At 65.0% G+C, this 23,740-nt stretch carries 24 protein-coding genes and 1 riboswitch; of the genes, 8 read left to right on the top strand and 16 right to left on the bottom strand.

The features are described from left to right. Positions 1–94: 94 nt before the first annotated feature. Positions 95–493: a BLUF domain-containing protein gene (locus ASE52_RS10625; RefSeq protein WP_010466631.1), complete on the top strand. Its 399-nt coding sequence runs from the start codon at positions 95–97 to the stop codon at positions 491–493. Positions 494–508: 15 nt separating this feature from the next. Here ASE52_RS10625 and fabF read toward each other — a convergent pair whose 3' ends face one another. After that, positions 509–1,783 (bottom strand): beta-ketoacyl-ACP synthase II, encoded by a 1,275-nt coding sequence (gene fabF, locus ASE52_RS10620; protein ID WP_057227150.1) that lies wholly within the window; start codon positions 1,781–1,783, stop codon positions 509–511. 229 nt (positions 1,784–2,012) lie between these two features. On the opposite strand from fabF, the gene ASE52_RS10615 reads away from it, so the two are divergent. After that, positions 2,013–2,621, top strand: coding sequence for a TetR/AcrR family transcriptional regulator (locus ASE52_RS10615; RefSeq protein ID WP_010466633.1), 609 nt, complete (start codon positions 2,013–2,015; stop codon positions 2,619–2,621). A gap of 162 nt (positions 2,622–2,783) precedes the next feature. Here the strand turns inward: ASE52_RS10615 and ASE52_RS10610 are convergent, their stop codons facing one another. Continuing rightward, positions 2,784–3,161 carry a DUF2917 domain-containing protein gene (locus ASE52_RS10610; RefSeq protein WP_029414354.1) on the bottom strand — a complete coding sequence of 126 codons (378 nt, stop codon included), beginning with the start codon at positions 3,159–3,161 and terminating at the stop codon, positions 2,784–2,786. Positions 3,162–3,266: 105 nt separating this feature from the next. Beyond that, positions 3,267–3,806, bottom strand: a complete 540-nt coding sequence (locus tag ASE52_RS10605) for a DUF2917 domain-containing protein (RefSeq protein WP_057225995.1) — start codon at positions 3,804–3,806, stop codon at positions 3,267–3,269. Between the two features lie 131 nt (positions 3,807–3,937). Here ASE52_RS10605 and ASE52_RS10600 point away from each other — a divergent pair, with 131 nt between their 5' ends. Further along, complete coding sequence (locus ASE52_RS10600; protein WP_057225993.1) at positions 3,938–4,933, top strand: LysR substrate-binding domain-containing protein; 996 nt, start codon at positions 3,938–3,940, stop codon at positions 4,931–4,933. A gap of 97 nt (positions 4,934–5,030) precedes the next feature. Here the strand turns inward: ASE52_RS10600 and tyrS are convergent, their stop codons facing one another. Then, positions 5,031–6,263, bottom strand: a complete 1,233-nt coding sequence (gene tyrS / locus ASE52_RS10595; RefSeq protein WP_057225991.1) for a tyrosine--tRNA ligase — start codon at positions 6,261–6,263, stop codon at positions 5,031–5,033. Between the two features lie 205 nt (positions 6,264–6,468). Between tyrS and ASE52_RS10590 the strand changes: the two genes are divergently transcribed. Then, entirely contained in the window at positions 6,469–7,839 is a 1,371-nt protein-coding gene (locus tag ASE52_RS10590) for a M23 family metallopeptidase (protein ID WP_057225989.1), read from the top strand. A 144-nt stretch (positions 7,840–7,983) separates the two neighbouring features. After that, the gene (locus tag ASE52_RS10585) at positions 7,984–9,099 is read left to right on the top strand and encodes an anhydro-N-acetylmuramic acid kinase (protein ID WP_277814406.1); all 1,116 of its coding nucleotides are present in this window, start codon (positions 7,984–7,986) and stop codon (positions 9,097–9,099) included. 38 nt (positions 9,100–9,137) lie between these two features. Here the strand turns inward: ASE52_RS10585 and mdtD are convergent, their stop codons facing one another. The 7 genes from mdtD to ASE52_RS10550 all read right to left on the bottom strand — a co-directional run bounded on the left by mdtD (position 9,138) and on the right by ASE52_RS10550 (position 15,517). Then, the gene (mdtD, locus tag ASE52_RS10580; RefSeq protein ID WP_029414356.1) at positions 9,138–10,559 is read right to left on the bottom strand and encodes a multidrug transporter subunit MdtD; all 1,422 of its coding nucleotides are present in this window, start codon (positions 10,557–10,559) and stop codon (positions 9,138–9,140) included. Between the two features lie 113 nt (positions 10,560–10,672). Then, on the bottom strand, positions 10,673–11,038 hold the full coding sequence (gene erpA, locus ASE52_RS10575) for an iron-sulfur cluster insertion protein ErpA (protein WP_008907234.1): 366 nt from the start codon (positions 11,036–11,038) through the stop codon (positions 10,673–10,675). A gap of 60 nt (positions 11,039–11,098) precedes the next feature. Beyond that, on the bottom strand, positions 11,099–11,497 hold the full coding sequence (locus ASE52_RS10570; RefSeq protein ID WP_029414357.1) for a polymer-forming cytoskeletal protein: 399 nt from the start codon (positions 11,495–11,497) through the stop codon (positions 11,099–11,101). 155 nt (positions 11,498–11,652) lie between these two features. Next, positions 11,653–12,363, bottom strand: a complete 711-nt coding sequence (locus tag ASE52_RS10565) for a DUF6776 family protein (protein WP_010466642.1) — start codon at positions 12,361–12,363, stop codon at positions 11,653–11,655. Positions 12,364–12,525: 162 nt separating this feature from the next. Further along, positions 12,526–12,918, bottom strand: a complete 393-nt coding sequence (rpsI, locus tag ASE52_RS10560) for a 30S ribosomal protein S9 (protein ID WP_005798582.1) — start codon at positions 12,916–12,918, stop codon at positions 12,526–12,528. Between the two features lie 11 nt (positions 12,919–12,929). Next, positions 12,930–13,361: a 50S ribosomal protein L13 gene (gene rplM / locus ASE52_RS10555; RefSeq protein ID WP_008907237.1), complete on the bottom strand. Its 432-nt coding sequence runs from the start codon at positions 13,359–13,361 to the stop codon at positions 12,930–12,932. A gap of 203 nt (positions 13,362–13,564) precedes the next feature. Beyond that, positions 13,565–15,517, bottom strand: a complete 1,953-nt coding sequence (locus ASE52_RS10550) for a serine/threonine-protein kinase (protein WP_057225986.1) — start codon at positions 15,515–15,517, stop codon at positions 13,565–13,567. Positions 15,518–15,819: 302 nt separating this feature from the next. Between ASE52_RS10550 and rlmJ the strand changes: the two genes are divergently transcribed. Then, positions 15,820–16,707, top strand: a complete 888-nt coding sequence (rlmJ, locus tag ASE52_RS10545) for a 23S rRNA (adenine(2030)-N(6))-methyltransferase RlmJ (protein WP_057225983.1) — start codon at positions 15,820–15,822, stop codon at positions 16,705–16,707. Between the two features lie 15 nt (positions 16,708–16,722). On the opposite strand, the gene ASE52_RS10540 is transcribed toward rlmJ, so the two are convergent. The 5 genes from ASE52_RS10540 to ASE52_RS10520 form a co-directional block, all read right to left on the bottom strand. Beyond that, positions 16,723–17,310 carry a septal ring lytic transglycosylase RlpA family protein gene (locus tag ASE52_RS10540; RefSeq protein ID WP_057225981.1) on the bottom strand — a complete coding sequence of 196 codons (588 nt, stop codon included), beginning with the start codon at positions 17,308–17,310 and terminating at the stop codon, positions 16,723–16,725. Further along, complete coding sequence (gene metF, locus ASE52_RS10535; protein WP_010466648.1) at positions 17,310–18,161, bottom strand: methylenetetrahydrofolate reductase [NAD(P)H]; 852 nt, start codon at positions 18,159–18,161, stop codon at positions 17,310–17,312. The genes ASE52_RS10540 and metF overlap by 1 nt, the downstream gene beginning before the upstream one ends. Then, positions 18,158–19,156 carry a TlyA family RNA methyltransferase gene (locus ASE52_RS10530; RefSeq protein ID WP_057225979.1) on the bottom strand — a complete coding sequence of 333 codons (999 nt, stop codon included), beginning with the start codon at positions 19,154–19,156 and terminating at the stop codon, positions 18,158–18,160. Before ASE52_RS10530 ends, metF begins: the two co-directional genes overlap by 4 nt. A 108-nt stretch (positions 19,157–19,264) precedes the next feature. After that, positions 19,265–20,698, bottom strand: a complete 1,434-nt coding sequence (gene ahcY, locus ASE52_RS10525) for an adenosylhomocysteinase (protein ID WP_010466652.1) — start codon at positions 20,696–20,698, stop codon at positions 19,265–19,267. Between the two features lie 68 nt (positions 20,699–20,766). Beyond that, positions 20,767–20,846: riboswitch (S-adenosyl-L-homocysteine riboswitch) on the bottom strand. 61 nt (positions 20,847–20,907) lie between these two features. Next, complete coding sequence (locus tag ASE52_RS10520) at positions 20,908–22,005, bottom strand: DUF2855 family protein (protein ID WP_057225977.1); 1,098 nt, start codon at positions 22,003–22,005, stop codon at positions 20,908–20,910. 78 nt (positions 22,006–22,083) lie between these two features. Between ASE52_RS10520 and ASE52_RS10515 the strand changes: the two genes are divergently transcribed. Both ASE52_RS10515 and ASE52_RS10510 read left to right on the top strand, forming a co-directional pair. Beyond that, complete coding sequence (locus tag ASE52_RS10515) at positions 22,084–22,746, top strand: TetR/AcrR family transcriptional regulator (RefSeq protein ID WP_010466656.1); 663 nt, start codon at positions 22,084–22,086, stop codon at positions 22,744–22,746. An 83-nt stretch (positions 22,747–22,829) separates the two neighbouring features. Then, positions 22,830–23,606, top strand: a complete 777-nt coding sequence (locus ASE52_RS10510; protein ID WP_057225975.1) for an SDR family oxidoreductase — start codon at positions 22,830–22,832, stop codon at positions 23,604–23,606. Positions 23,607–23,740 lie beyond the last annotated feature (134 nt).

The raw sequence follows: 23,740 nt of genomic DNA, 5'->3' as shown, positions 1-23,740 counted from the left end.
CGACAGCACCACGACGCGCGGGGTGGTGCAGCAGTTACATCTATGTCTTTTGACATTGTGCAACCGCCGCGCGCCCCCTACATTGGCCTCACTTATGAACGTATCCCCCGTCCTCTACGAGGTTCTCTATGTGAGCACCCTCGCCCCCGATCAACCCTTGAGCGTGGTGGCCGAGATTGCAGGGCGCGCGCGCCATGTCAACGCGGAGCTGGACGTGACGGGGTTGCTGATTTTTGACGGCCAGCGCTTCTGCCAGCAGCTCGAAGGCCCGCAGAAGGCGGTGCTCAAACTCATCGAACGCATCCGCAACGACCCCCGCCACGTCAACGTCGAGGTGCTGCACCACGGCCCGCTCGCGGGGCGGCGTTTCCACCAGTTCAGCCTCGCGTTCAGCACGGTGGAAGACGTGGACGCGCTGGCGCGCATGGAGCATCTGGACGGGGACGCAGCGCTCGCGGCCTTTGAAGCCGTGCGCGGCGAACTGGTGCTCTGAACAGGCCCCTGCCCGTCACGCGGCTTCGGGCCAGCGCCGCAGGATCAGGGTCGCGTTCACACCCCCAAAACCAAACCCGTTGAGCATGGCATGCGTGAGCGCCATCGGCCTGGGCCGCAGCGCCACCATGTCCAGCCCCTCGGCCAGCGCATCGGGCGTGTGCAGGTTCAACGTGCCCGGCACCACCTGGTCGCGCAGCGCCAGCGCTGTGAAGATGGCCGCCACCGCACCAGCAGCCCCCAGCAGATGGCCGGTGGCCGACTTGGTGGAACTGATGGCCACCTGCGCCCCCGTGCCAAACACACGGCGGATGGCGGCCAGCTCGCCACGGTCGCCCACGCCGGTGGACGTGGCGTGGGCGTTCAGGTGCTGCACATCCTGGGCTGTGAGGCCTGCCTGCGCCAGCGCGGCCAGCATGCTGCGCGCTGCGCCATCGCCATCTTCGGGGCCGGAGGTGATGTGGTACGCGTCGGCCGACGTGCCATAGCCCACCAGCTCGGCCAGTGGCTGTGCGCCGCGCGCGAGGGCGTGGTCCAGCGCCTCAATCACCAGCATGCCCGCGCCCTCACCCATCACAAAACCGTCGCGCTGCGCATCAAACGGCCGCGAGGCCTGCTCGGGTGTGTCGTTGAACGCCGTGCCCAGGGCCTTGGCCGCTGCAAAACCGCCCAGGCTCACGCGGTCAATGGCCGCCTCGCTGCCACCGCACAGGGCCACATCGGCCTCGCCGCTGCGGATCAGGCGCGCGGCATCGCCAATCGCCTGGACGCTGGCGGCGCACGCGGTGACCGGCGCGCCCAGCGGCCCCTTGAGGCCATGGCGGATCGACACCTGCCCTGCCGCCAGATTGACCAGGAACGACGGCACCGTGAACGGCGACAAGCGCTGCGGGCCACGCGTGTCGGTGGTGCGCACGGCCTCGGCAATCGCGCCAAAGCCACCAATGCCCGAGGCGATCACCGTGGCCGTGCGCTCGCGCGCCCGCTCATCGGCAGGCGGCCAGCCGGCCTGCGCCAGCGCCTGCTGCGCCGCGCCCAGCGCAAAGGGGATGAAGCGGTCCATCTTGCGCTGGTCCTTGGACGAGACGATGGCATCCACGTCCCAACCCCCCTCCGCGTCGTCCGCGACGCTGGGCACCTGCCCCGCCACCTTGGCGGAAATGCCGTCCGTGACCGCCTCCGGCAGGCGCGACAGACCCGAGCGCCCTGCCAGCAGGCGCTGCCAGACCAGTTCCACACCGCAGCCCAGCGGCGACACCAGGCCCATGCCCGTGACCACAACGCGCCGCATCAGGCCACCGCCTTGTCGCAGCACACACCACTCCACACCTCGGCACCACGGCCGCCATGGATCATTTTTTTCATGCATTCACCTCGTCAGACAGATTGGGCGCAGCACCAAGAACCGGTTCCAAGGCACTGCAGCGACGCACGGAAACGATCCGCGCCTTTATGATTGCAGCCGTCATCATAAAGGCATCACCACTTTTTGCGTACGGTCGCAATCAATAAGAGGCAGCATGAAGGTTTCCAAAGCACAGGCCGCAGAGAACCGGCAGGGCATCCTCGACGCGGCCTCCCGTCTGTACCGCGAGCGGGGGCTGACCGGCGTGGGCGTGGCCGACATCACGCGCGATGCGGGGCTCACCCATGGCGGGCTGTACCGGCATTTCGCGTCGAAAGACGCGCTGGTGCAAGAGGCCTGTGCGCGGGCGTTCGACTGGTCCATCGCCCCGCTGGACGGAGCCACCCCGAACACCACCATCGGCGAGCGCATCAAGAGCTACCTCTCGCCCCAGCACCGCGACTCGCCGGGCACGGGTTGCCCCGCCGCCGCGCTGGCGGTGGATGCCGCCCGGGCCGGCAGCGAGCTTTCAGAAGTGTTTGCCCAGGGCATCGAGCGCAACATCGGGCGTTTTGCGCAGTTGCTGACAGACAGCAGCGCCCCTATACCGCCAGAAGACCGAGCGCGCGCCATGCAAGTCCTGGCCACCATGGTCGGCGGGCTGGTGCTGGCCCGCGCCACTGCGGCGGCGCGGCCGGCGTTGTCCGATGAAATACTGACGACGCTGCAGGCCCAGTTGATCGGGCTGTTGGGCGAAGCGCCGCACCAAGGCCTCGAAGGTTGAGCCGTTTGAGGCGCTGGCGCTGCACGTGTCGCATGTACAAACGCTATCAAAAAAAGAGCTGCTAGCGCTTGATGATCAAGCGCTAGCAGCTCTTTGAAGCTCTATTGCACACCAGAACCGAGGCGAGGTCAGCCCCCCCTTTCCCGGATCAGGCCAGCGCCCTCAGGCGCAGCAGGCGTCGCCCCACGCGGGAGCCCCGTTGCCAACGGACGCACGGCGCCACCACGATGCAGGGCGGGCACTGGCAGCCTCGCCGCGCACCCAGCGGTACTGCAGGCGGCGGCCATTCAGGGGCTCGACCACCACCGATTGGCCTGCGGCCACGGGCAGCGACTGCCCGGCGCAAAGGAACACGTCGCTGCTGTCGCCCAGGCCCTTGCCCAGCGTGACCCAGGCTTGGCCTTCGGCGATGCGCAAGGTCATCGCAGCCTTGGGGGCTAGGCTGACCGCGGCGCCAGCAGCCACCGTGCCAGTGCCACCCGCTGCCGCACCCACAGCGCGGGAAGATGAAAACAGATGAAGAGCGTGAGAGGTTGTCATGGCTTTCTCCGGGTTAACCCTAGTAAGACCGTATGGTGCGCGGCTTGCAGAACAACGTCCAATGAAAAGCACGGCACCTATTGATGCTTTTCCTGCATATACGTTTCAAGCTGGCTTGCGCTGTAGCGGTGCTGCTATCCGATGCAGAGCAAACCGGGCCAGACCTGCGGCAAAACGCCCGCCCGCGCCCGCCACATCCGCCAGCGCTGCACCCAGGGCACGCCCGCCTTGGCCCAGTGCATGCACCAGGTCGCGCAGCGGCTGCACCACACCACATTCCCAGTCGCGGGCAGCCAGGCTGGCGGACTGCGCCGTGGCGGGCGCCACCACGCTGTCCCAACGGAAAGCCACGGCATCGGCGTGCCCCGAGGGGTTCCAGGCTTCCATCACCACATGCTGGCCCGGTGCGATGACCAACCGGTCACCCGCCCGCAGCACGTGGTCTGCCGCCGCACCCGGCAAATCCGCCAGAGACCCGCTCAGGGTGAGCCAGACCTGCCCCTGCGCAATCTGCAACACACCATGGGTGTGCGGGCGCAGCGACAAAGCCTTGCCTGTGGTCAGTTTCCAGCAACCGGCCGCAGGACGGCCAGCCAGGCTGGCTTGCACGGATTGTTGCGATTCCAGAACGTTGCGGGGGGACATGACAGGCTCCTTGGCTTCAATAAAAGGTGTTTCGGAGACTGGATAGTGCGCTTCGCCATGCACACAGTCCAATGAAAACGCGGTACGCTATTCATTCCGACAACGCATGAATCGCCTCCAGGACACCTGCCATGGCCTCTGCCGAATACTCCCCCGCCGTTCTGCGCACCCGCCCCGTGGCCACCGGCCACTGGCGCGCCTTTCTGGCGGTGGCGCGCCATCTGAACTTCCGTGCCGCTGCCGATGAGCTGGCGCTCACCCAGTCAGCCGTCAGCCGCCAGATCCAGGCCCTGGAAGAAGAAGTGGGCGTGGCGCTGTTCCTGCGCCACACGCGGGCGGTGGAGCTGACCAGCGCGGGTGCGCAGCTGCAGCGCGCCGTGGCCCCGGCGCTCGAGCGCATGGACGCCGCCGTGCGTCTGGTGCGCCAGACGGCCGGGCGCCGCAGTGTGGCCATCACCACCTGGGCCAGCTTTGCATCGATGTGGCTGATCCCGCGCATGGAGGAGTTCCAGCGCGACAACCCGGGCATCGACATCCGCATTGATGCGAGCGACGTGCCGGTGGACCTGGAAACCTCGGACGTGGACCTGGCCCTGCGCTACAGCATGCCGGGCGCGGGCACCCTGGGGGGGCAGCGCCTGTTTGGCGAGCAGCTGGCCGTGGTGGCCAGCCCCTGGCTGCTCAAGAGTGGCAAGCCCCTGCGCACGCCGGCCGATGTCACCCAGTTCACGTTGATCGAGGCGGGCGACGCGCACCGCAGCCAACACCTGGAGTGGCTGAGCTGGCGCCGCTGGTTTGATGCGCGGGACCTGGCCAAGCTGCAGCCCGAGCGCTGGCTGTATTTCAACTACGCCCACCAGATCGTGCAGGCGGCCCTCGCCGGCCAGGGCCTGGCGCTGGCGCGCATGCCGCTGATTGCCGATGCACTGGCCGCTGGCGACCTGGTGGAGGTGCTGCCCGGCCACCGCATCGACTCGCCACTGGCCTACTGGCTCATGGTGGGGCCCCGCAGCGCGCAGCGGCCGGAGATCACGGCGTTTTGCGCCTGGCTGCAGCTGCAGGCCCAGGCCACACGCGAGGCGATCGGGGATGTGCCCGACCCGGACTTGAACGACAACCTGGACTGACCACAAAAAAGCGCTGAGCCCGGCTGGGTCAGCGCTTTTATTTTGATAGCTACTCGCGCTTATTCATCAAGTGCCAGCGGCCCATTTCACCTAAAAATCAGGACAAGGTCACCCGTGCAAACTTGCGCTTGCCGACCTGCACGACGTAGGTGGCGGCGGCCAGCTTGAGGCCCTTGTCGCTGACAACACTACCATCCACCCGCACACCGCCGCCGTCGATCAGGCGGTTGGCCTCGCTGCCGGACGGGGCCAGGTTGGCCTGCTTGAGCAAGGCACCGATGCCCAGCGGCGCACCCGACAGGGACACTTCGGGAATCTCATCGGGCACACCGCCCTTGCTGCGGTTCATGAAATCCTGCTCGGCCGCATCGGCCGCCGCGGCGCTGTGGAAACGCGCGGTGATTTCCTTGGCCAGCGCCACCTTGGCGTCCTTGGGGTTGCGGCCACCTTCGATCTCGGCCTTGAGCGCTGCGATCTCGGCCAGACTCTTGAACGACAGCAGCGTGTACCAGTCCCACATCAGCGTGTCGCTGATCGACAGCACCTTGGCGAACATGGTGTTGGGCTCTTCGGCAATGCCGATGTAGTTGTTCTTGGACTTGGACATCTTGTCCACGCCGTCCAGGCCCACCAGCAGCGGCATGGTGAGCACGCACTGCGGCTCCTGGCCGTATTCCTGCTGCAGATGGCGGCCCATGAGCAGGTTGAACTTCTGGTCCGTGCCCCCCAGCTCGAGGTCGCTTTTCAGGGCCACCGAGTCATAGCCCTGCATCAGCGGGTACAGAAACTCGTGCACCGCAATGGACTGGCCGGTGGTGAAGCGCTTGTGGAAATCGTCGCGCTCCATCATCCGCGCCACGGTGTACCGGGAGGCCAGCTGGATCATGCCGCTCGCACCCAGGGGCTCGCTCCACTCGCTGTTGTAGCGGATCTCGGTGCGCGCGGGGTCCAGCACCATGCTGGCCTGCTTGTAGTAGGTCTCGGCGTTCACCTTGATCTGCTCGGGCGTGAGCGGCGGGCGCGTGCTGTTGCGGCCCGACGGGTCGCCGATCAGGCTGGTGAAATCTCCGATCAGGAAAATCACCTGGTGGCCCAGATCTTGCAGTTGCCGCATCTTGTTCAGCACCACCGTGTGGCCGATGTGGATGTCGGGTGCCGTGGGGTCCAGCCCCAGTTTGATGCGCAGCGGCTGGCCCGTGGCCTCCGAACGCGCCAGCTTCTTGACCCATTCGTCCTGCGGCAGCAGCTCTTGCACGCCGCGCAGCGAGATTTCGAGGGCCTGTCTTACACCATCAGAGACCGGGGTTGTTGTAACAGCAGATTGATTCATAAGGGTTTTTTGGGATGTCTAGACAGCATGCACCGCTATACTTCAGCCCACATTGCTTGAGGCGGATTCTAGTGGGCCCGCCGTTTCGACCTGTTTTTCACCATTCTGTCGAATGGCTGCAGCCTGACAGTCTGTGCTCCTGGCCTCGCCCCGTCTTCGCACCGGGGGAGTTTCAGGAAATCACGTTCACCCTGGGGATAGACCATTGATTCACGGCCTCACTACGGTCCGCACCGCCAGCACCGCTTTGCTTGACCGACTGTCCCGCACGCTCCAACAACATCCCAAACGCATTACCGCCGCCGTTGCAGCCATCCTGCTGACGGGCGGCGGCGGCGCATTCGCCGTGGCGTCCTTTGCGCCCGACCCGGCCGAACTGCCGGTGCGCATGGTCAGCTACCCCGTCGAATCGCTGGCGGAGAACCTCGTACTGGGCGAGCTTGACGCTCCTGGCTTCTCGCTGTTCCGCTCCGAGCAGGTGCGCAGCAGCGACACCCCCGAATCGCTGCTGCAGCGCATGGGCGTGGCCGACCCGGCTGCCGCCGCCTTCATGCGCGGTGACACTCCTGTGCGACAAAACGTGCTCGGCCGCACCGGCCGTGTCGTTTCGGCCGAGACCACCGACGACCACCGTCTGGTCCGCATGACCGTGCGCTGGGTGCCGGACGACAGCGGCAACTTCCGCCGCCTCATCGTGGAACGCAAGGGCGACAACAAATTCACCTCGCGCATCGAGACCGCCAAGATGACGGCCAGCAGCCGGCTGTCGGGCGGCGTCATCAACAGCTCGCTGTTTGCCGCAACCGATGCGTCCAACATCCCCGACGGCGTCGCGGTGCAGATGGCCGAACTGTTCTCGGGCAACATCGACTTTCGCCGCTCGCTGCGCAAGGGCGACCGCTTCTCGGTGGTGTACGAAACCCTGGAAGCCGACGGAGAACCCCTCTCGAGCGGCCGCGTGCTGAGCGCCGAGTTCGTCAACAACGGCAAGACCCACCAAGCCATCTGGTTCCAGGAGCCCAATGCCGCCAAGGGCGCCTACTACACGCTGGACGGCGAGAGCATGCGCCGCGCCTACCTCACCTCACCGGTCGAGTTCTCGCGGGTGACCAGCGGCTTCAAGATGCGCCTGCACCCCATCCTGCAAACCTGGCGCGCCCACCTGGGCACCGACTTCGCAGCCCCCACCGGCACCGCAGTGCGCACCGTGGGCGATGGTGTGGTGGAGTTTGCGGGCGTGCAGAACGGCTTTGGCAATGTGGTCTTCGTGAAGCACCGCAACCAGCACGTCACCGTCTATGCCCACCTGAGCCGCATCGATGTGCGCCAGGGGCAGTCGGTGGAACAAGGCCAGACCCTGGGCGCCGTGGGCGCCACGGGCTGGGCCACCGGCCCGCACCTGCATTTCGAGTTCCGCGTGAACGGGGTGCACCAGGACCCGCAGACCATCGTGGCCCAGAGCGAGGCAGCCACCCCGGTGTCGGCGGCTTCGCGCCCTGTATTTGATCGCCTTGCGGCCAACATGCGCATCCAGTTGTCTGCCGCCGCACTGATCGAGCAGGCCAGCGCAGATTGATGTGAAGCCCCCCCTGAGTCGCTTCGCGCCTTCCCCCCACGAGGGGACGCCGCCAGCGCACGCAAGCGAAGCGCCGCATACGCGGCGCGGCGCCTCTGGACGCGGGGCATTCCAGTCCACGCCTTCACAGTCCACACGACTCCTGTGAGCGCATCCGAGTTGTACATCGGCCTGATGTCGGGCACCTCGCTCGACGGGATCGACGGGGTGCTGGCCGATTTTTCCGGCCCGCACTGCGTCGTCACCCACCATGCCAGCGCGCCCTTCGCGCCCGAGTTGCGGGCCGAACTGATGGCCCTCAACACCTCGGGCACCGACGAACTGCACCGCGCCGCGCTGGCGGGCAACGCCCTGTCACAGGCCTACGCGCAGGTGGTGCAGACGCTGCTCGAACAAAGCGGTCGGCCTGCCACGTCCATCCGCGCCATCGGCGCCCACGGACAGACGGTGCGCCACCGTCCCCAGGAATTCGATGGCACAGGCTACACGCTACAACTGGGCAGCCCCGCCCTGCTGGCGGAACGCACGGGCATCACCGTGGTCGCCGATTTCCGCAGCCGCGATGTGGCTGCGGGCGGGCAAGGAGCCCCCCTGGTACCTGCGTTCCACCAGGGCGTGTTCGGCCGTGCGGACGAGACCGTGCTTGTGCTCAACATCGGCGGCATCTCCAACCTCAGCGTGCTGGGCGCTGACGGCAATGCGCTGGGGTTTGACTGCGGCCCTGGCAACGCACTGATGGATGACTGGTGCCAGCGTCACACAGGCCATGCCTTTGACGCGGGGGGCGCCTGGGCGGCCAGCGGCCGGGTGCTGCCGACCTTGCTGGCCTCGCTGTTGGACGAACCCTTCTTGCGCAAACCGCCCCCCAAGAGCACGGGCCGCGATCTGTTCAACCCCCAGTGGCTCGCACACCACCTTCAGGCATTTGGAGATGCAAACCCGGTCGACGTGCAAGCAACCTTGACAGAATACACCGCCAGCGCTTGCTCCATAAGCATTAATAGCTACAAACAAGATAGCAAAATTGCGGCAGTGTGTGGAGGCGGCGCGCTCAACACGTACTTGATGGCACGCCTGCAGGCCACCTGCCCCAGCGTGCAGGTTGCCGCCACCGATGCACTGGGCCTACCCGCCTTGCAGGTGGAAGCTGCAGCCTTTGCCTGGCTGGCCCGGCAGACGCTGCACGGATTGCCAGGCAATCTCGCCAGCGTCACAGGCGCAGCAGGCGCCCGGGTGCTGGGCGCGGTCTACCCGGCCTGATCGGAGCGGGGGCTGGTGGCTGCGCCCTCGAACCGCAATCAACCATGGTCCGTCGCATCCGCCGTGGCGGCCACCTGGCTTCTGGCGCGGTCTTGCGGTGGCAGTTGCCAGAAGATGCCCGCCGAAGCCACGGTGATGAGCCCCATGCAGGCAAACGTGGCCTGAAATGCCATCAGGGTCTGGTGGACGGCGGCAGCGTGAAAGAAGTCGGTGAACGCCACCAGCACCGCCCCGGCGGCGGCCACCCCCATGCCCATGGCCACCATCTGCACCATCGACAGCAGGCTGTTGCCGCTGCTGGCCATGGTGTGCTCCAGATCCTTCAGGGTCACGGTGTTCATGGCGGTGAACTGCAGCGAGTTCACGGCGCCAAACACTGCCAGTTGCACGATGTGCACCCACAGCGGCTGCGTGGGAGTGGCTAGGCCAAAGCTGGCCATCACCAGCCCCACAAGCAGTGTGTTGCCGACCAACACCTGCCGATAGCCAAAGCGGGTGATCAGCGGCGTGGTGAACCGCTTCATCGACATCCCGGCCACGGCCACGGGCAGCATCATCATGCCGGCGTGCAAGGGCGAATAGCCCATGGTGACCTGCAGCAGCAACGGCACCAGAAACGGCATGCAGGAACTGCCCAGCCGCGAGAACAGATTGCCCAGCAAGCCGATGCGCAGGGTATCGACGGAAAACAGCCGGGGCGAAAACAAGGGGTCCGGCCGCCGCGCCGCGTGCAACCAGTACGCCACCAGGCTGGCCAGGCCAAAAATCATCAGAACCAGCACACCGGCCTGGCGCAAACCCAGGCTCGCCAGCCCGTCCAGCGCCAGAGACAGGGCGACCATCCCGAAAGCCAGCATCAGATAGCCCGCCAAGTCGAAGCGTGGCATCACGCTGGCGGGCTCGCCAGGCATATAGCGCCACGTGGCAATGCACCCTACCAGCCCCACCGGCACATTGATGAGAAATATCCAGTGCCAGGATGCGACCTCCACCAGCCAGCCGCCCAGCGTGGGGCCAATCAGTGGCCCGATCAGGCCCGGGATGGCCACGAAGCTCATGGCTTGCAAGAACCTTTCGCGCGGGAAGGTGCGCAAGACCACCAGCCGCCCCACCGGCAGCAGCAACGCCCCTCCGAGTCCCTGCACCACGCGCGCAGCCACCAGCTGGCTGAGGTTCTGCGCCAGGGCGCAGCACACCGATCCCGCCACAAAAAGCACGATCGCCGCCAGATACACGCGGCGTGCGCCGAAACGGTCGGCCACCCATCCCGAGGCAGGGATCAACATGGCCATGGCCAGGGAATAGGCCACCACCACCGATTGCATACGCAAGGGGCTCTCCCCCAGGCTTCGGGCCATGGCAGGCAGCGCGGTATTGACGATGGTGGCGTCCAGCGTCTGCATGAAGAAACCGATGGCCACCAACCACAAGAGCACCGTCAAGGATCTGTCTTGCTGCATCAGTGCTGTTCAGAAAAATTGGAACGGAGTGTCCCCATGAAAAAAGCCGCCCGGTTGGGCGGCTGATCTTTTTTGCCCCAGGCCGCAGACACGACCTGGAACCCCCATGAATCTCAGGCAGAGAAACTGGAGCCACACCCGCACGTGGTGGTGGCGTTGGGGTTCTTGATGACGAACTGGGCGCCCTGCAGGTCTTCCTTGTAATCGATCTCGGCGCCCACCAGGTACTGGTAGCTCATGGCGTCGATCAGCAGCGACACGCCATTCTTGGTCATGGTGGTGTCGTCTTCGTTGGTGATCTCGTCGAAGGTGAAGCCGTACTGGAAGCCGGAGCAGCCGCCACCCTGCACGAAAACGCGCAGCTTCAGGTCGGGGTTGCCCTCTTCGGCAATCAGGTCCGCCACCTTGGCCGCCGCACTGTCCGTGAACAGGATGGGGGCAGGCATTTCGGTCTGGATGTTTTCGGCAACAGCGCTCATGGGGTACTCCGGGTTCAATGTTTGCGGTGAATAGTACTGCAGACCGCTCGGGAATTCAGATCACTGGCCGTTTGACGCTAACTTCAGTGGGGGCTTTTCCTCCACCAGCACGGCCACCGGGCACATCTGCCCGGCAATCACGGCACCCTGGTGCATCTCCAGCGCCTTGTAATGCACATTGCCGGTGATCTTGGCCTTGGGCTGCAGTTCGAGCAGTTCTGCGGCATGCACGGGCCCGATCACCTGGCCATTGATGATCACGTGGTCGGCATGCACCGCACCTTCCACGCGCGCCGTTTCGGAAATCACCAGGATGCTGGGCTGCTCGGAGCCCGCGCGGATGTCCCCCACCACCTCGCCATCGATGCGCATGCCTTCTGCGAAGTGCACATCCCCCTCAATCCGGGTGCCCTGCGCGACCAGGCTTTTGATCGGCGGCTGTTTTTTGCGGGAAAACATGGGTGAAAACTCCTGAAAGCGCATGCTCCGATCCAGAACATACAAAATAGAAAACGATGAGGGCGCCCAGAGAAGGTTGCCGTACTGCGCGTGCGAGGCGTCTGTAAGCCAATGGGAGCGTCAGGCTGCTCTCGGCCCGACCACAACCCTCTTGCCTAGTCGATGGCCATCGCCTGGACGGCGCGAACCGTCGTGCCCTCCAGCACCCGGGCCGTCACGGTTTTTACCACGGCGCTGGGGGGCAGATCGAGCACACCTTCCACACGCCGGTATTGCTTGACCTGCAGAGGCTGCCCCTGGGCTGGCTGGGTCTGGGTCCAAGGCTTGCCATCCTGGGTGCCAGTCAGCACCAGCTCCAGCCGGCCATTGAATTCTGGGGCATTGCGCGCCGCCTGGATCACCAGAACCTGCCACCGCAGCTGCATCCCACCCAGCACTTCGGCCTGCAGGCTGCGGATCGCCAGCCCTTCGGTCTTTGCGGCGGGGATCAGTTTTTCAAAGAACCCCAGGTCTTCACGCAACGTGCGGTTGTCGGCCTCCAGCTGCCGAACCTGCGCCATCAGGCTTTCCTTGGCCGCCCGCTCGGCCACGAGCAGGCTCTCGGCCGTGTGGGCCACCGTCTGCTGCTCCTGGCCCTCGGCGCGCCAGCGGTCTACTTCTGCCCGCAACTGAATCAATTCGTCACGGGATACGGTGTCCAGACCTGCGATGGACTTTCCAAACTCGAAGGCCCACAGCGCTACCGCAGCACAAAAGCCGAAGACCACTGCCAGAGCCAGCCAGCGAAATGGCCAGGGCAAGGCACTGCGGATGGCGACCCGCGGGGCGCTGATAGTCAGCCGACGGCGCAGAAGGCGAAGGCGCATGGTGGGAGCAGGTGGATCATCAGGATGGCGCGGAGAAAAGAGCGCACCTTAAACGAAAAAACCGCCCTGAGGCGGTTTTTTGATCTGTAAAGCAGTCCGGGGACGCTTCCGCAGGGTGGGATGCCAGCCCGGAAGCTGACATCCACGCAGGACCCAGCCAGCTTAACGCTTGGAGAACTGCTTTGCGCGGCGTGCGGAGTGCAGACCGACCTTCTTACGTTCGACTTCACGGGCATCACGCGTCACGAAGCCAGCTTGGCTCAGGACGGGCTTGAGGGATGCGTCGTAATCGATCAGGGCGCGGGTGATACCGTGGCGGGCAGCGCCAGCCTGGCCGGATTCACCACCACCGTGCACGTTGATCTGGATGTCGAAGGTTTCGACATGGTTGGTCAACGCCAGGGGTTGCTTGGCAATCATGATCGAGGTTTCGCGGCCGAAATAGGACTGGATGTCCTTGCCGTTCACCGTGATCTTGCCGGAGCCTTTTTTCAGAAACACGCGGGCGACGCTGGACTTGCGACGGCCGGTGCCATTGTTCCATTCACCAATCATCTCAAGGCTCCTTAGATTTCCAGCACTTTGGGCTGCTGGGCGGTGTGGGGATGCTCAGCACCACCGTACACCTTGAGTTTCTTGATCATCGCGTAGCCAAGGGGGCCCTTGGGCAGCATGCCCTTGACAGCCTTTTCCAGCGCGCGGCCGGGGTGCTTGGCTTGCATGTCGCGGAAGTTCGTGGCCGTGATACCGCCGGGGTAACCCGAGTGACGGTAGTACACCTTGTCCAGGGACTTGGTGCCGGTGACCTTGAGCTGGGCGGCGTTGATGATGACGATGAAGTCACCGGTATCGACGTGAGGCGTGTAAATGGCCTTGTGTTTGCCGCGCAAACGGAGAGCAACTTCGCTGGCTACTCGTCCGAGGACCTTGTCGGTCGCGTCAATCACAAACCACTCGTGCACGACCTCAGCGGGCTTTGCGCTGAAAGTAGTAGTCATGAGTTTCTCTTCAAAAGAGGGTTTGGCGGGTCCTTTTCCACGGTCGGTGCTTCTCTGAAGGAAGCCTCTTAGGTGGGAGTCAGTCTTCGCCGCGGGACCACAAAAGCGCTGCGAAGCCCTCGATTATACGAAGTTGCCCACCTGTGGCGCAAGCCCGGTTCATCGCGGAACTCATTTCGACATCCCCGGGCGCTCGGCAGCGGCTAGTTGGGGGTCTGACGGCGGCGCTGTTCTTCGGCCTCGTAGCGGCGGCGGTTCTCTACGCAGATGGGCTGGTTGGCCTGGGAAGGCTTCTGGCATTCCTGGTGGACGCACATAGGGCGAGACAGGAAATTGGCATCCGCGCAGGCCTCCTGCGGGCTGGGTACCCGTGGAGGTGGGCGGGGCTTGGGCTCGGCCACCACGGGCGGGGGTGGTGGCGGTGGTTCCTCACGCACCACGATCGGGGTGGGGGCGGGTTCAGGGACAACACGCCGAGTGACCCTGGGTGGCGTGCGCGGCGCAGACGCAGGAACCAACGCAGACGCTGGCACGGAGGCCGCTGCCGCCGCATCGCTCGCAACGCCATCCACCGCAGCGGATGCCCCGGTGGCCGGATTCGCCAGCGCAACCTCGACCACTGAGGGAGGCAGCGCGGCGGCAGGAGGTTCCGCCATCTCGGTGATGATGTCGTCCTGGGGAGCCTTGCTGCTCTGGACCCAGCGCAAGCCGGCAGCAGAAGCCACCACGGCAAAAACAGCAATTCCAAGCCAGACCATGGCGGGCGAACGCCGCGTCTTTTTTCCCGTTTTACTGTGGGGGCGGGGAATCTCCCGCTCCATCTGACGCTGCCGAGGCTCCGGCACATGCCGTGTGGTTGCGCCCTGCTTGTGATTGCCCGCAAGATCGTCATAGCGGGAGTCATCGGCAACCACCGTGTCTCCCGCGTCGATGAAGACCGTGTCGCCCGCCTCTGCCGCCACCGTGTCCGGCCCTCCCAGCATCACGGTGTCTCCGCCCACATTCGGCTGGCCTGCGGGGCGGCCGTCCTCATCGGCATCGTGGGGAGATCCATCCTCGATTGCGCGCAGTGCCTGGGCATGCATCTCTGCCACGATGCTGGGTGCCGATGTCACATCCACCGTGGGCGTTATCAGGCCAGGGCCAGGCTGGTCGGCAGGTTCCACCCAGATATCGCCCAGGTCGGTCCGGAAGTCGAAGTGCTCGCTCCCCTCCGGCGCGGAGGTCATCTCCATGAGCTGCAAGAACGCGTCGATGCTCTGCGGCCGGTCCTCTGGCTTCAGCGCCAACGACTGTGCGATCGCCGCAACGAAGGGCGGGGAATACTCCACGCCAAACTGCCGCTTGACGGTTCTGGCGACGCGGGAGAACGACACCATGCGATCACGGATGGAGCGCAAGGTCGCAGGCAGCGGCGTGTCATTGCACAGGCAGCCATGCACCACGGCAGCCAGGGAATACAGGTCGCTCCAGGGCCCCTGGCGCAGGTCCTCGTCGCCATCGGAGTACTGTTCGATGGGTGCGTAGTTGACCTTGAGGACGGCGGTGTGTTTGCGGTCCTGGTCGTTGATCGCATGCCGGGCAGCACCGAGGTCCAACAGCACAGGCGGGCCAATGTCCTGCAGGAAGATGTTGTCGGGCGAAATATCCCGGTGCAGGGTTTTGCCGTCGTGCAGCACCCGCAGGGCACCCAGCACGGACCACAGCACCTTGCGCAGCCAGATCTCGGGCGGCGGCGTGCGCATCTGGGCACGGGCCTGCTTGAAGGTCATGCCGCTATAGAGGGGCATGACCATGTAGGCGGTATTGTTGGCCTCCCAGAAGCGGAACACCTTGACGAGCGAAGGATGGTCAAACTGCGCCAGCAGGCGTGCCTCACCTACGAAAGAGGCCAAACCGGCTTGGAACGTTTGCTGGTCGGACGACGACCGGACCCACAACGACTGGCCCTGCGCCCGGCCCGCCAACGCCGACGGCATGTATTCCTTGATGGCCACCGCCCGGTGCAGCGAATGGTCAAAGGCCTTGTAAACCATGCCAAACCCACCGACCCCCAGGAGCGCCAGGATCTCGAATTCAGCAAGGCGGGTGCCCGGCGGCAGCGCATCCACATGGCTGACACCGCTGGCTGGGTCTTGGCTGAAACTTGCGATCATGGTGAAAAGGGTGTGGCGTGCATGCGAGCTTCGACGGAGATTGTGAGCGAACGGGTGCCAAAGCCGCTCCAAACGCAATCATGAAGCATGCCAGCATGCGCTACAGAAACAAAAGGCTTCCGGTCTGCCAAAAAAGTTACACACCCTGGTCAGAAAAGCGTGATTGTGCCGTGCCATGGTCCCAGGCAACACCCAGCCCCATGACAAATTCGCATCGGACCATGATTCGTGGCCCAAGGGCCTGCGGTCGGGCGCAGGCCTCTCCCCGGCTGCTCCTGGAGCGCACTCGTTACCATAGAGCCATGTTCAGTTATCGCCACGCCTTCCACGCAGGCAACCATGCCGATGTGCTCAAGCACACGGTTTTGATCGCCGCCTTGCAACACCTTACCGAGAAAGACGCGGCACTGACCGTGCTGGACACCCATGCAGGCGCAGGCCTGTACCGGCTCGACGGCGACTACGCCAGCACCAGTGGCGAAGCCGCAGATGGCATCGTGCGCCTATTTGCCCCCACGGCCCCCGCCCTCACGCCAGCCCTGCAGGCCTATGTGGACATGGTCCGCGCCTTCAACCAGGGCAACACACTGCGGGTTTACCCAGGCTCCCCATTCATCACCCAGCGCCTGTTGCGCGACCGCGACAAGCTCAAGCTCTTCGAGCTCCACCCCACCGATCTGCGGGCACTGGCCGGCAACGTGGCCCAGCTCGAGGCTGGCCGCCAAGTGGCGGTATTGCACGAAGATGGGTTTGAAGGGATCAAGAAATTTTTGCCTCCACCAGCCCGCCGCGCTTTGGTACTGTGCGATCCCAGCTATGAAATCAAGAGCGACTATGCAAAGGTGCTCGACATGGCCGCTGATTCGCTCAAGCGCTTTGCCACGGGCACCTATGCGTTCTGGTACCCCATCATCCCGCGCCCCGAGGCCCATGACCTGCCGCGGCGGCTCAAGACCCTGGCCACCAAGGCTGGAAAAAGCTGGCTGCACGCCACGCTCACGGTCAAAAACAGCAAGCTCACCGAAACGGCTGCGGGTGACGTCAAGCGCCCCGGGCTGCCGGCCAGTGGCATGTTCCTGATCAACCCGCCGTTCACCTTGAAGGCAGCGTTGAAGACCGCATTGCCGCAAATGGTGGAATTGCTGGCCCAAGACAAACACGCCACACACACGCTCGAATCGGGCGGTTGACGGCAACGTCAGTGATCAGGGGGCGGGGCAATCCCGCTCGCCCTCCTCCAGGGCAAAAAGCTCCACAGGCTTGAGCCCCAAGCCCACCATCCCGAGCACTTCGGCAGCGCCCCGGCTCAGGTCGATCACCCGTTTGCCCGTGTGCGGGCCCCGGTCGTTGATGCGGACAACCACAGAGCGGCCGGTGGCTTGGCTGCGCACGCACACGCGGGAGCCAAACGGCAGCGTGGGGTGCGCGGCGGTGAGCGCCTTCATGTCGAACGGCTCTCCACTGGCTGTGCGGCGCTTGTGGAACTTCGCGCCGTACCAGGACGCCAATCCCACCTGGTCTGCCGGTATGCGCAGTTGGGAGGAGGCCTGCGCGCTTTCGGCACTGTCCTCCGTTGCAGGGCGCGGCGGATCGATCAACATCGCCTCGCCCGGCACGCTCAACAGGTGTGGCGCCAGTGCGTCGGCCTCAGCTGACAGCCCTTGCGCGCGCCCCCAGGACGAGCAGCCCCACACCGAGACGCAGCAGACCACCCCGAACACCCGCCACCACCAGGCCGCCCGGCGTCCACCCCCCTTGCCTGGTTCGGCGGCATCGCCGCGCGGCTGGCGCATCAGATTCCCAGCCGGCGACAGATCTCCAGCGTCGCGGCACTCTGGTTCATCGTGTAGAAGTGCAATGCAGGTACTCCCGCGCTGCGCAGCTGGTCACACAGGTCGGTCACCACATCCAGCCCAAAGGCCTTGATGCTGGCCGTGTCGTCGCCAAACGCCTGCAGGCGCAGCCGGATCCAGCGGGGAATCTCGGCGCCGCAGGCGTCCGAGAAACGCATCAACTGGGTGGAGCTTCCGATGGGCATGATGCCGGGCACCACGGGCACATTGGCCCCCAGTCGCTGCGCGTCTTCCACAAAGCGGAAATACGCATCGCTGTTGTAGAAATACTGGGTGATGGCCGAGTCCGCGCCAGCTTGCACCTTGGCGATGTAGGCCTTCAGGTCAGCCTCCGGCGACTTGGCCTGGGGGTGCACCTCGGGGTAGGCGGCCACTTCGATGTGGAAATCCCGGCCAGTCTCCGAACGGATGAAGGCCACCAGATCGCTGGCGTAATGAAACTCCCCGCCCGCACCATAGCCGCTGGGCAGATCGCCACGCAACGCAACAAGGCGCTTGACGCCCATGTCCTTGAGCATCGCCAGCTGCTCACGCACGGACTGGCGTGTCGCGCCAATGCAGGAAAAGTGCGAGGCGGCGCCCACACCTTCGGCCAGGATTTCACGCACCGTGCCAAAAGTGCCCTCCTGCGTGGAACCACCGGCGCCGTATGTCACAGAGCAGAAATCAGGGTGCAGCGCATACAGCTGCTGGCGCGCGGCCCGCAACTTGTCGGCCCCTTCCGGCGTCTTGGGCGGGAAAAATTCGAAACTCACCGGGAAACCGGTGCCCTGGGCATTGGCAGCAATCATGTTGCCCTCCTCGCATAAACAAAAAATTCACGGTTGCCATCGCCGCCCTGGATGGGGCTGTCGAGCCAGGCCTGTACGGCCAGGCCGAGTTCGGCGCAGCAGTCACGGATGCGCTTTTCCACCACCGCGTACAGCGCCTCATCGCGCACGATGCCACCCTTGCCCACCTGGCCCGGCTGCAGCTCGAACTGCGGCTTGACCAGCATGAGCAGGTGGCCGTCGGGCCGCAGGAATGCGGCGATGGCAGGCAGCACCAAGGTCAGCGAGATGAAAGACAGGTCGCCCGTCACCACATCGAACACCGGCGTCGTGTCCACCCCCGCGCATTCGGCACGGCGCCGGCGCTGAACCGGCAGCGTGCCCTTGGCACGGGCTTCGGCGCGCTGGGCGCGCTCGGACTTGAAGGCTTCGATGTCCTGCTCTTTGGCGTCGCCGCTGTCATCGTAGGCTTCGTCCACCAGGCCTCCGTTGCGCATCCAGCTGTAGGGCGCCTCGGGCTGCGTCTCGTTATCCTCCTCAGCATCGACGACTTCGGAGAGCGCCAGTTCGCACGCCTCCTGCAGCGCCTGGGCGGTCAGCGAACGCGCATTCACACCCTCTACACACACCACCCGCAAATCGCTGCGCAGCCGCTCGTGCAACTGGCCATGGCCCACGTCCACGCCGACAACTTGCACCGCGCCCTGCTGCAGCAGGCAATCGGTGAAGCCGCCGGTGCTCTGTCCCACATCCAGGCAACGCAGCCCGGCCACAGACAGGCCCGTGGCCTGCAACGCCCCTTCGAGCTTGAGGCCGCCGCGCGAGAGGTACTTGGCCTCGGCATCGTCCAGCAACTTCACCTCGGCCACGGACGGGATGTCATCGCCGTTCTTGGCCACCTTCTGCCAGGGCGCCAGCGGCGACAGGCGCCACTCGACGCCTGCAGCAATCAACCGCTGCGCCTGCGAGCGCGTGGCCGCATGGCCGGAGTCCACCAAAAAAACATCTGCGCGCATGCATCACTCTCTCGTCAATCGACGATGGATTTCATAGCCAAATTGGCATCTACCGCTTTATCCACAATGATTTTTTGCTCCAAAAAAAGGAGCAAAAATCAAAATGGATCAGTAGCGGTACGTATCGGGCTTGTACGGGCCTTGCTTGGACACGCCGATATAGGCCGCCTGCTCGTCTGAGAGTTCGGTCAGCATGGCACCGACCTTCTTCAGGTGCAGGCGTGCCACCTTTTCATCGAGGTGCTTGGGCAGCACATAGACTTGGCCGTTCTCGTAGCGGTCCTTGTGCAGGAACAGCTCGATCTGGGCAATGGTCTGGTTGGCGAATGAGCTGGACATCACGAAGCTCGGGTGGCCCGTGCCGCAGCCCAGGTTCACCAGGCGGCCCTTGGCCAGCAGGATGATGCGCTTGCCGTCCGGGAAGATCACGTGGTCCACCTGGGGCTTGATCTCTTCCCACTCGTACTGCTCGAGCGACGCGACCTGGATTTCGTTGTCGAAGTGGCCGATGTTGCAGACGATGGCCTGGTCCTTCATGGCCTTCATGTGGTCATGGGTGATCACATCCTTGTTGCCCGTGGTGGTCACGAAGATGTCGGCCTTGTCGGCGGCATATTCCATGGTCACGACCTTATAGCCTTCCATCGCGGCCTGCAGGGCGTTGATGGGGTCGATCTCGGTCACCCAGACTTGGGCCGACAGGGCACGCAGGGCCTGGGCGCTGCCCTTGCCCACGTCGCCGTAGCCGGCCACGCAGGCCACCTTGCCGGCGATCATCACGTCGGTGGCGCGCTTGATGCCGTCCACCAGCGACTCGCGGCAGCCGTACAGGTTGTCGAACTTGCTCTTGGTCACCGAATCGTTCACGTTGATCGCGCGGAACAGCAGCGTGCCCTTGGCCGACATTTCCTTCAGGCGGTGCACGCCCGTGGTGGTTTCTTCGGTCACGCCGATGATCTGGGCGCTCTTGCGCGTGTACCAGGTCGGGTCCACGGCCAGCTTGGCCTTGATCGATGCGTACAGGCAGGTTTCTTCTTCGCTGGTGGGGTTGTCGAGCAGCGACGCATCCTTCTCGGCGCGCTGGCCCAGGTGCATCAGCAGCGTGGCGTCGCCACCGTCGTCCAGGATCAGGTTGGGGCCTTCGCCTTCGCTGCCGGCAGGGCCGAAGTCGAAAATGCGGTGGGTGTAGTCCCAGTATTCGGCCAGGGTTTCACCCTTGATGGCGAACACGGGGGTGCCGGCAGCAGCAATCGCAGCCGCAGCGTGGTCTTGGGTGGAGAAGATGTTGCACGAAGCCCAGCGCACTTCTGCGCCCAGGGCCTGCAGCGTCTCGATCAGCACGGCAGTCTGGATCGTCATGTGGAGCGAGCCAGTGATGCGCGCACCCTTGAGGGCTTGTTTGGCAGCGAATTCCTCGCGGATGGCCATCAGGCCAGGCATCTCCGTTTCGGCGATGCGGATCTCTTTACGGCCCCATGCGGCCAGGCCGATGTCGGCAATGATGCAGTCGGTATTGACCGGGGCGTTGACGCGTGCGTTCATGATGGTTTGCTCCAAAGCATGTTTGAAAAACCACTGGTCGCGGGAGTGAAAAAGCTCACCACACGAGAAGTGGATGAGCGTCGTTGCTAGATGACTCCGAGCCTCACGCCCCGCCTGTGCTGGGGACGCTGCAACGCTCCTCGGATCGACAGATTATAAAAGCAAGTGCTGGAGCCCACGCCCCCCCTGCTTTCACACCTGCAGTCGGGCTACGGAGCAAGCACGACCACATGGCCCTCCTGCGGATCGATGCGGCCCGCATGGATGTCCGCAATCAAGGCCTGCGCCGCCGCGAACCCCTGGTGTTCGCGCACCCGCATCCAGGGCGGGCTGGCGTGGCTGACACGGTCGATGAACGCGCGCTGGGCGGCATTGAACTTCTGGTTGACCACCTCGGGACCCCAGTCGGCATTGCGCTTCTTGATCTGCACCGGGGCGAAATAGAACACGGGCGTCGGCCCCGGCAGGGCCGTGCTGCGCAGAAAGCGCGTGTTCTGCGCCGATCCCGCGTAGCAGTCGTACACCAGGGCATCGCCCAGGTGGTGGTGCACCAGCGAGCGCAGATCCTCATCGCCGGAGAAATCGACATACAACGTGGGCACATCGGCCTCCAGCGCTTCCAGTTCGCCATACGCCACCGTGCGCTGGTAGCAGCCCAGGCCTCGCACGAAGGCGATGTTGCGGGGCGAGGTCAGCCCCACACGCTCGATCTGTCCGGGCCCCTCCAGGCAGAACGCGGTTCCGTAGGCCGTCTTGCTCGATGCGCTGGAGAACACCAGCCGCTGCGCGCCGAAAAACCCGTTGTCCTGCAAGAAGTCCGCCAGCATGAACGAGGTGATGAACAGCGGCCGCACCAGCATCTGGTAGTTTTCATCGCCCGCCCGGTACGCCGGGTCGGCGCTGGTGCGCGTGTACTGGTTGTAGGCCGAGGTGAGTGACTGGCGGTGCTCCGCTCCGTCGTAGAAACCCCGGGCCGTCACGCGCACCGGCTCCATGCGCAGATGGCTCGCGATGGGCCAGTAGCCGTAGAAACGCTCGCCCACGGCCACGCCTTCCACGTCGGAGGCCACCACATCGGCAAAGCCCCACACGGGCATGTGGCCCCAGCCCGCCTCGCCCGTGGGGAAGAAATCCCAGTACTTCATCGCATCACCAAAGGCGGCATAGGTAATGTTGTTCGTCGTCACCGCCACGCGGTCCACACGCAGCAGAGCCTCGCCGGGCTGCAGTGGAGCAAGGGGGAGTTCCTCGGTGCGGGTGTGATTCAATGCATTTTTGTCGGTTAACAGGCGGGTCAGCAGCGTCATGGAAGGTCTCCGTTTGAGGGATGAAAAAGCACTCAGGGCACTGTATGGCGCCAAGCCGCCGCGTGGGTTCGGAAACCGATGAACCCGCCGCGCAAGGCCCTTGCTGCCGGCTCCAGCACGGCCCCCAAGCCGCTCAAGCGCCCTCGCCAGGCCCGGGCGCGCTTCACGGTGCAGGCCATCTACGACGCCTTTGTTCGGATTTGGCAACGTGACGGCTGGGACAAGCTCACCACACGCAATGTGGCGCTGGAAACCGGCATTTCCGTCGGCACGCTGTACGACTATTTCCCCAACAAGACAGCGCTGCTGTCGGGCTATGTGCGCCACTGCATCGAGTCCCTGCTCGCCGCCATCGACCGCGAGGCCGTGCAGCCCACCGACCTGCCCTGGACCGCGCGCGTCCACCATCTGGTGCGCCTGGTGTGCGGCGTGGATGCGCCCGAGCTGCCGCCCTTCCACCCCGACATGCTGGCACTGGAGGCGCAGATGGCAGAGCCTCGGCACCACCGCCGCGTGCACGAGGAACTGGTGACCGCCTGGGGCCGGGTGTTTGCAGCCTGCTCCGACCTGCCCTGCCCGCCTGGGCAGGAACTGCTGCAGGTGCTGCACCTCTCGGCCTGGGGCGGGCGGCGCTACGTGTTGCTGCTGCAGCTTGACGCCGTGCAGATGCGCCAGTGGGCCGAGGGTGTGGAGCAGCTGTGCTGTGCGGCCATCCGCCAGGCCCCGAGCCCACCGGACTGAGAACCTGTCGCCTGCGCGGCTGCCTTGCCCGGCGGGCCGCCCGACACTGGCGCCCTCACCGAACACCACCAACGGAGCATTGCATGGACGCCAAGGACAAAGTCATCATCGTCACCGGCGGCGCCAGCGGCATCGGCCGCAGCATCGCGCGGCGTTTTGCACAAGAGGGGGCCCGCGCCGTGGTCGTGGCCGACCTGCACCTCGCGCCCGCCCAGGCTGTGGCCGACGAAGTCAAAGGCCTGGCCGTGCGCTGCGATGTGTCGAAGGAGGCCGACATCCAGGCTTTGGTCGCCACCACCCGCGAACGCTATGGCCGGGTCGATGCCTACATCTCCAACGCCGGCATCCTGGGCCGTCCGGGAGGCATCGAGCTGGAAGACCCGCTGTGGGAGGCCATGTGGAACATTCACGGCATGGCCCACGTGTGGGCAGCGCGTGCCGTGGTGCCCGAGATGGTGGAGCGCGGCGAAGGCTTCTTCCTCGTCACAGCCTCGGCAGCCGGGCTGCTGACCATCGTCGAATCCGCCCCTTATGCCGTCACCAAACATGCGGCCATGGCCTTTGCCGAGTGGCTGCGCATCGCCTATGGCCGCCGTGGCGTGGGCGTCGCCTGCCTGTGCCCGCAGTCGGTGCAGACCGCCATGGTCACCGGCGACGGCGGCTCGGCCTCGCACGACGGCATCCTGCCGCCGGAGCAGGTGGCAGGCGATGTGTTGGCCGCCATGCAGGACGGGCGCTTCCTGGTGCTGCCCCACCCCGAAGTGGCGCAATACTTCCGCAACAAGGGGCAGGACTACGAACGCTGGCTGGGCGGCATGCAGAAGATGTATGCCCGGCACACCCAGGCACAGCTCAGCTGAACGGAAACAGGGCGTTGAAGAAGGGTCTGAAAAGGGTTCGCAGCGGGCGCCGGTAAAATCGCCGCTTCCGGGCGCCGCTGCGCCTGCCGCGCCGACTGCCGCAGAACCCTGCCGCAGCGCGCCCTGACCCCCTT

This window comes from Acidovorax sp. Root275 (genome assembly GCF_001428965.1).
Classification (GTDB): domain Bacteria; phylum Pseudomonadota; class Gammaproteobacteria; order Burkholderiales; family Burkholderiaceae_C; genus Acidovorax; species Acidovorax radicis.
This window is presented reverse-complemented; position numbering and strand designations above follow the sequence as displayed.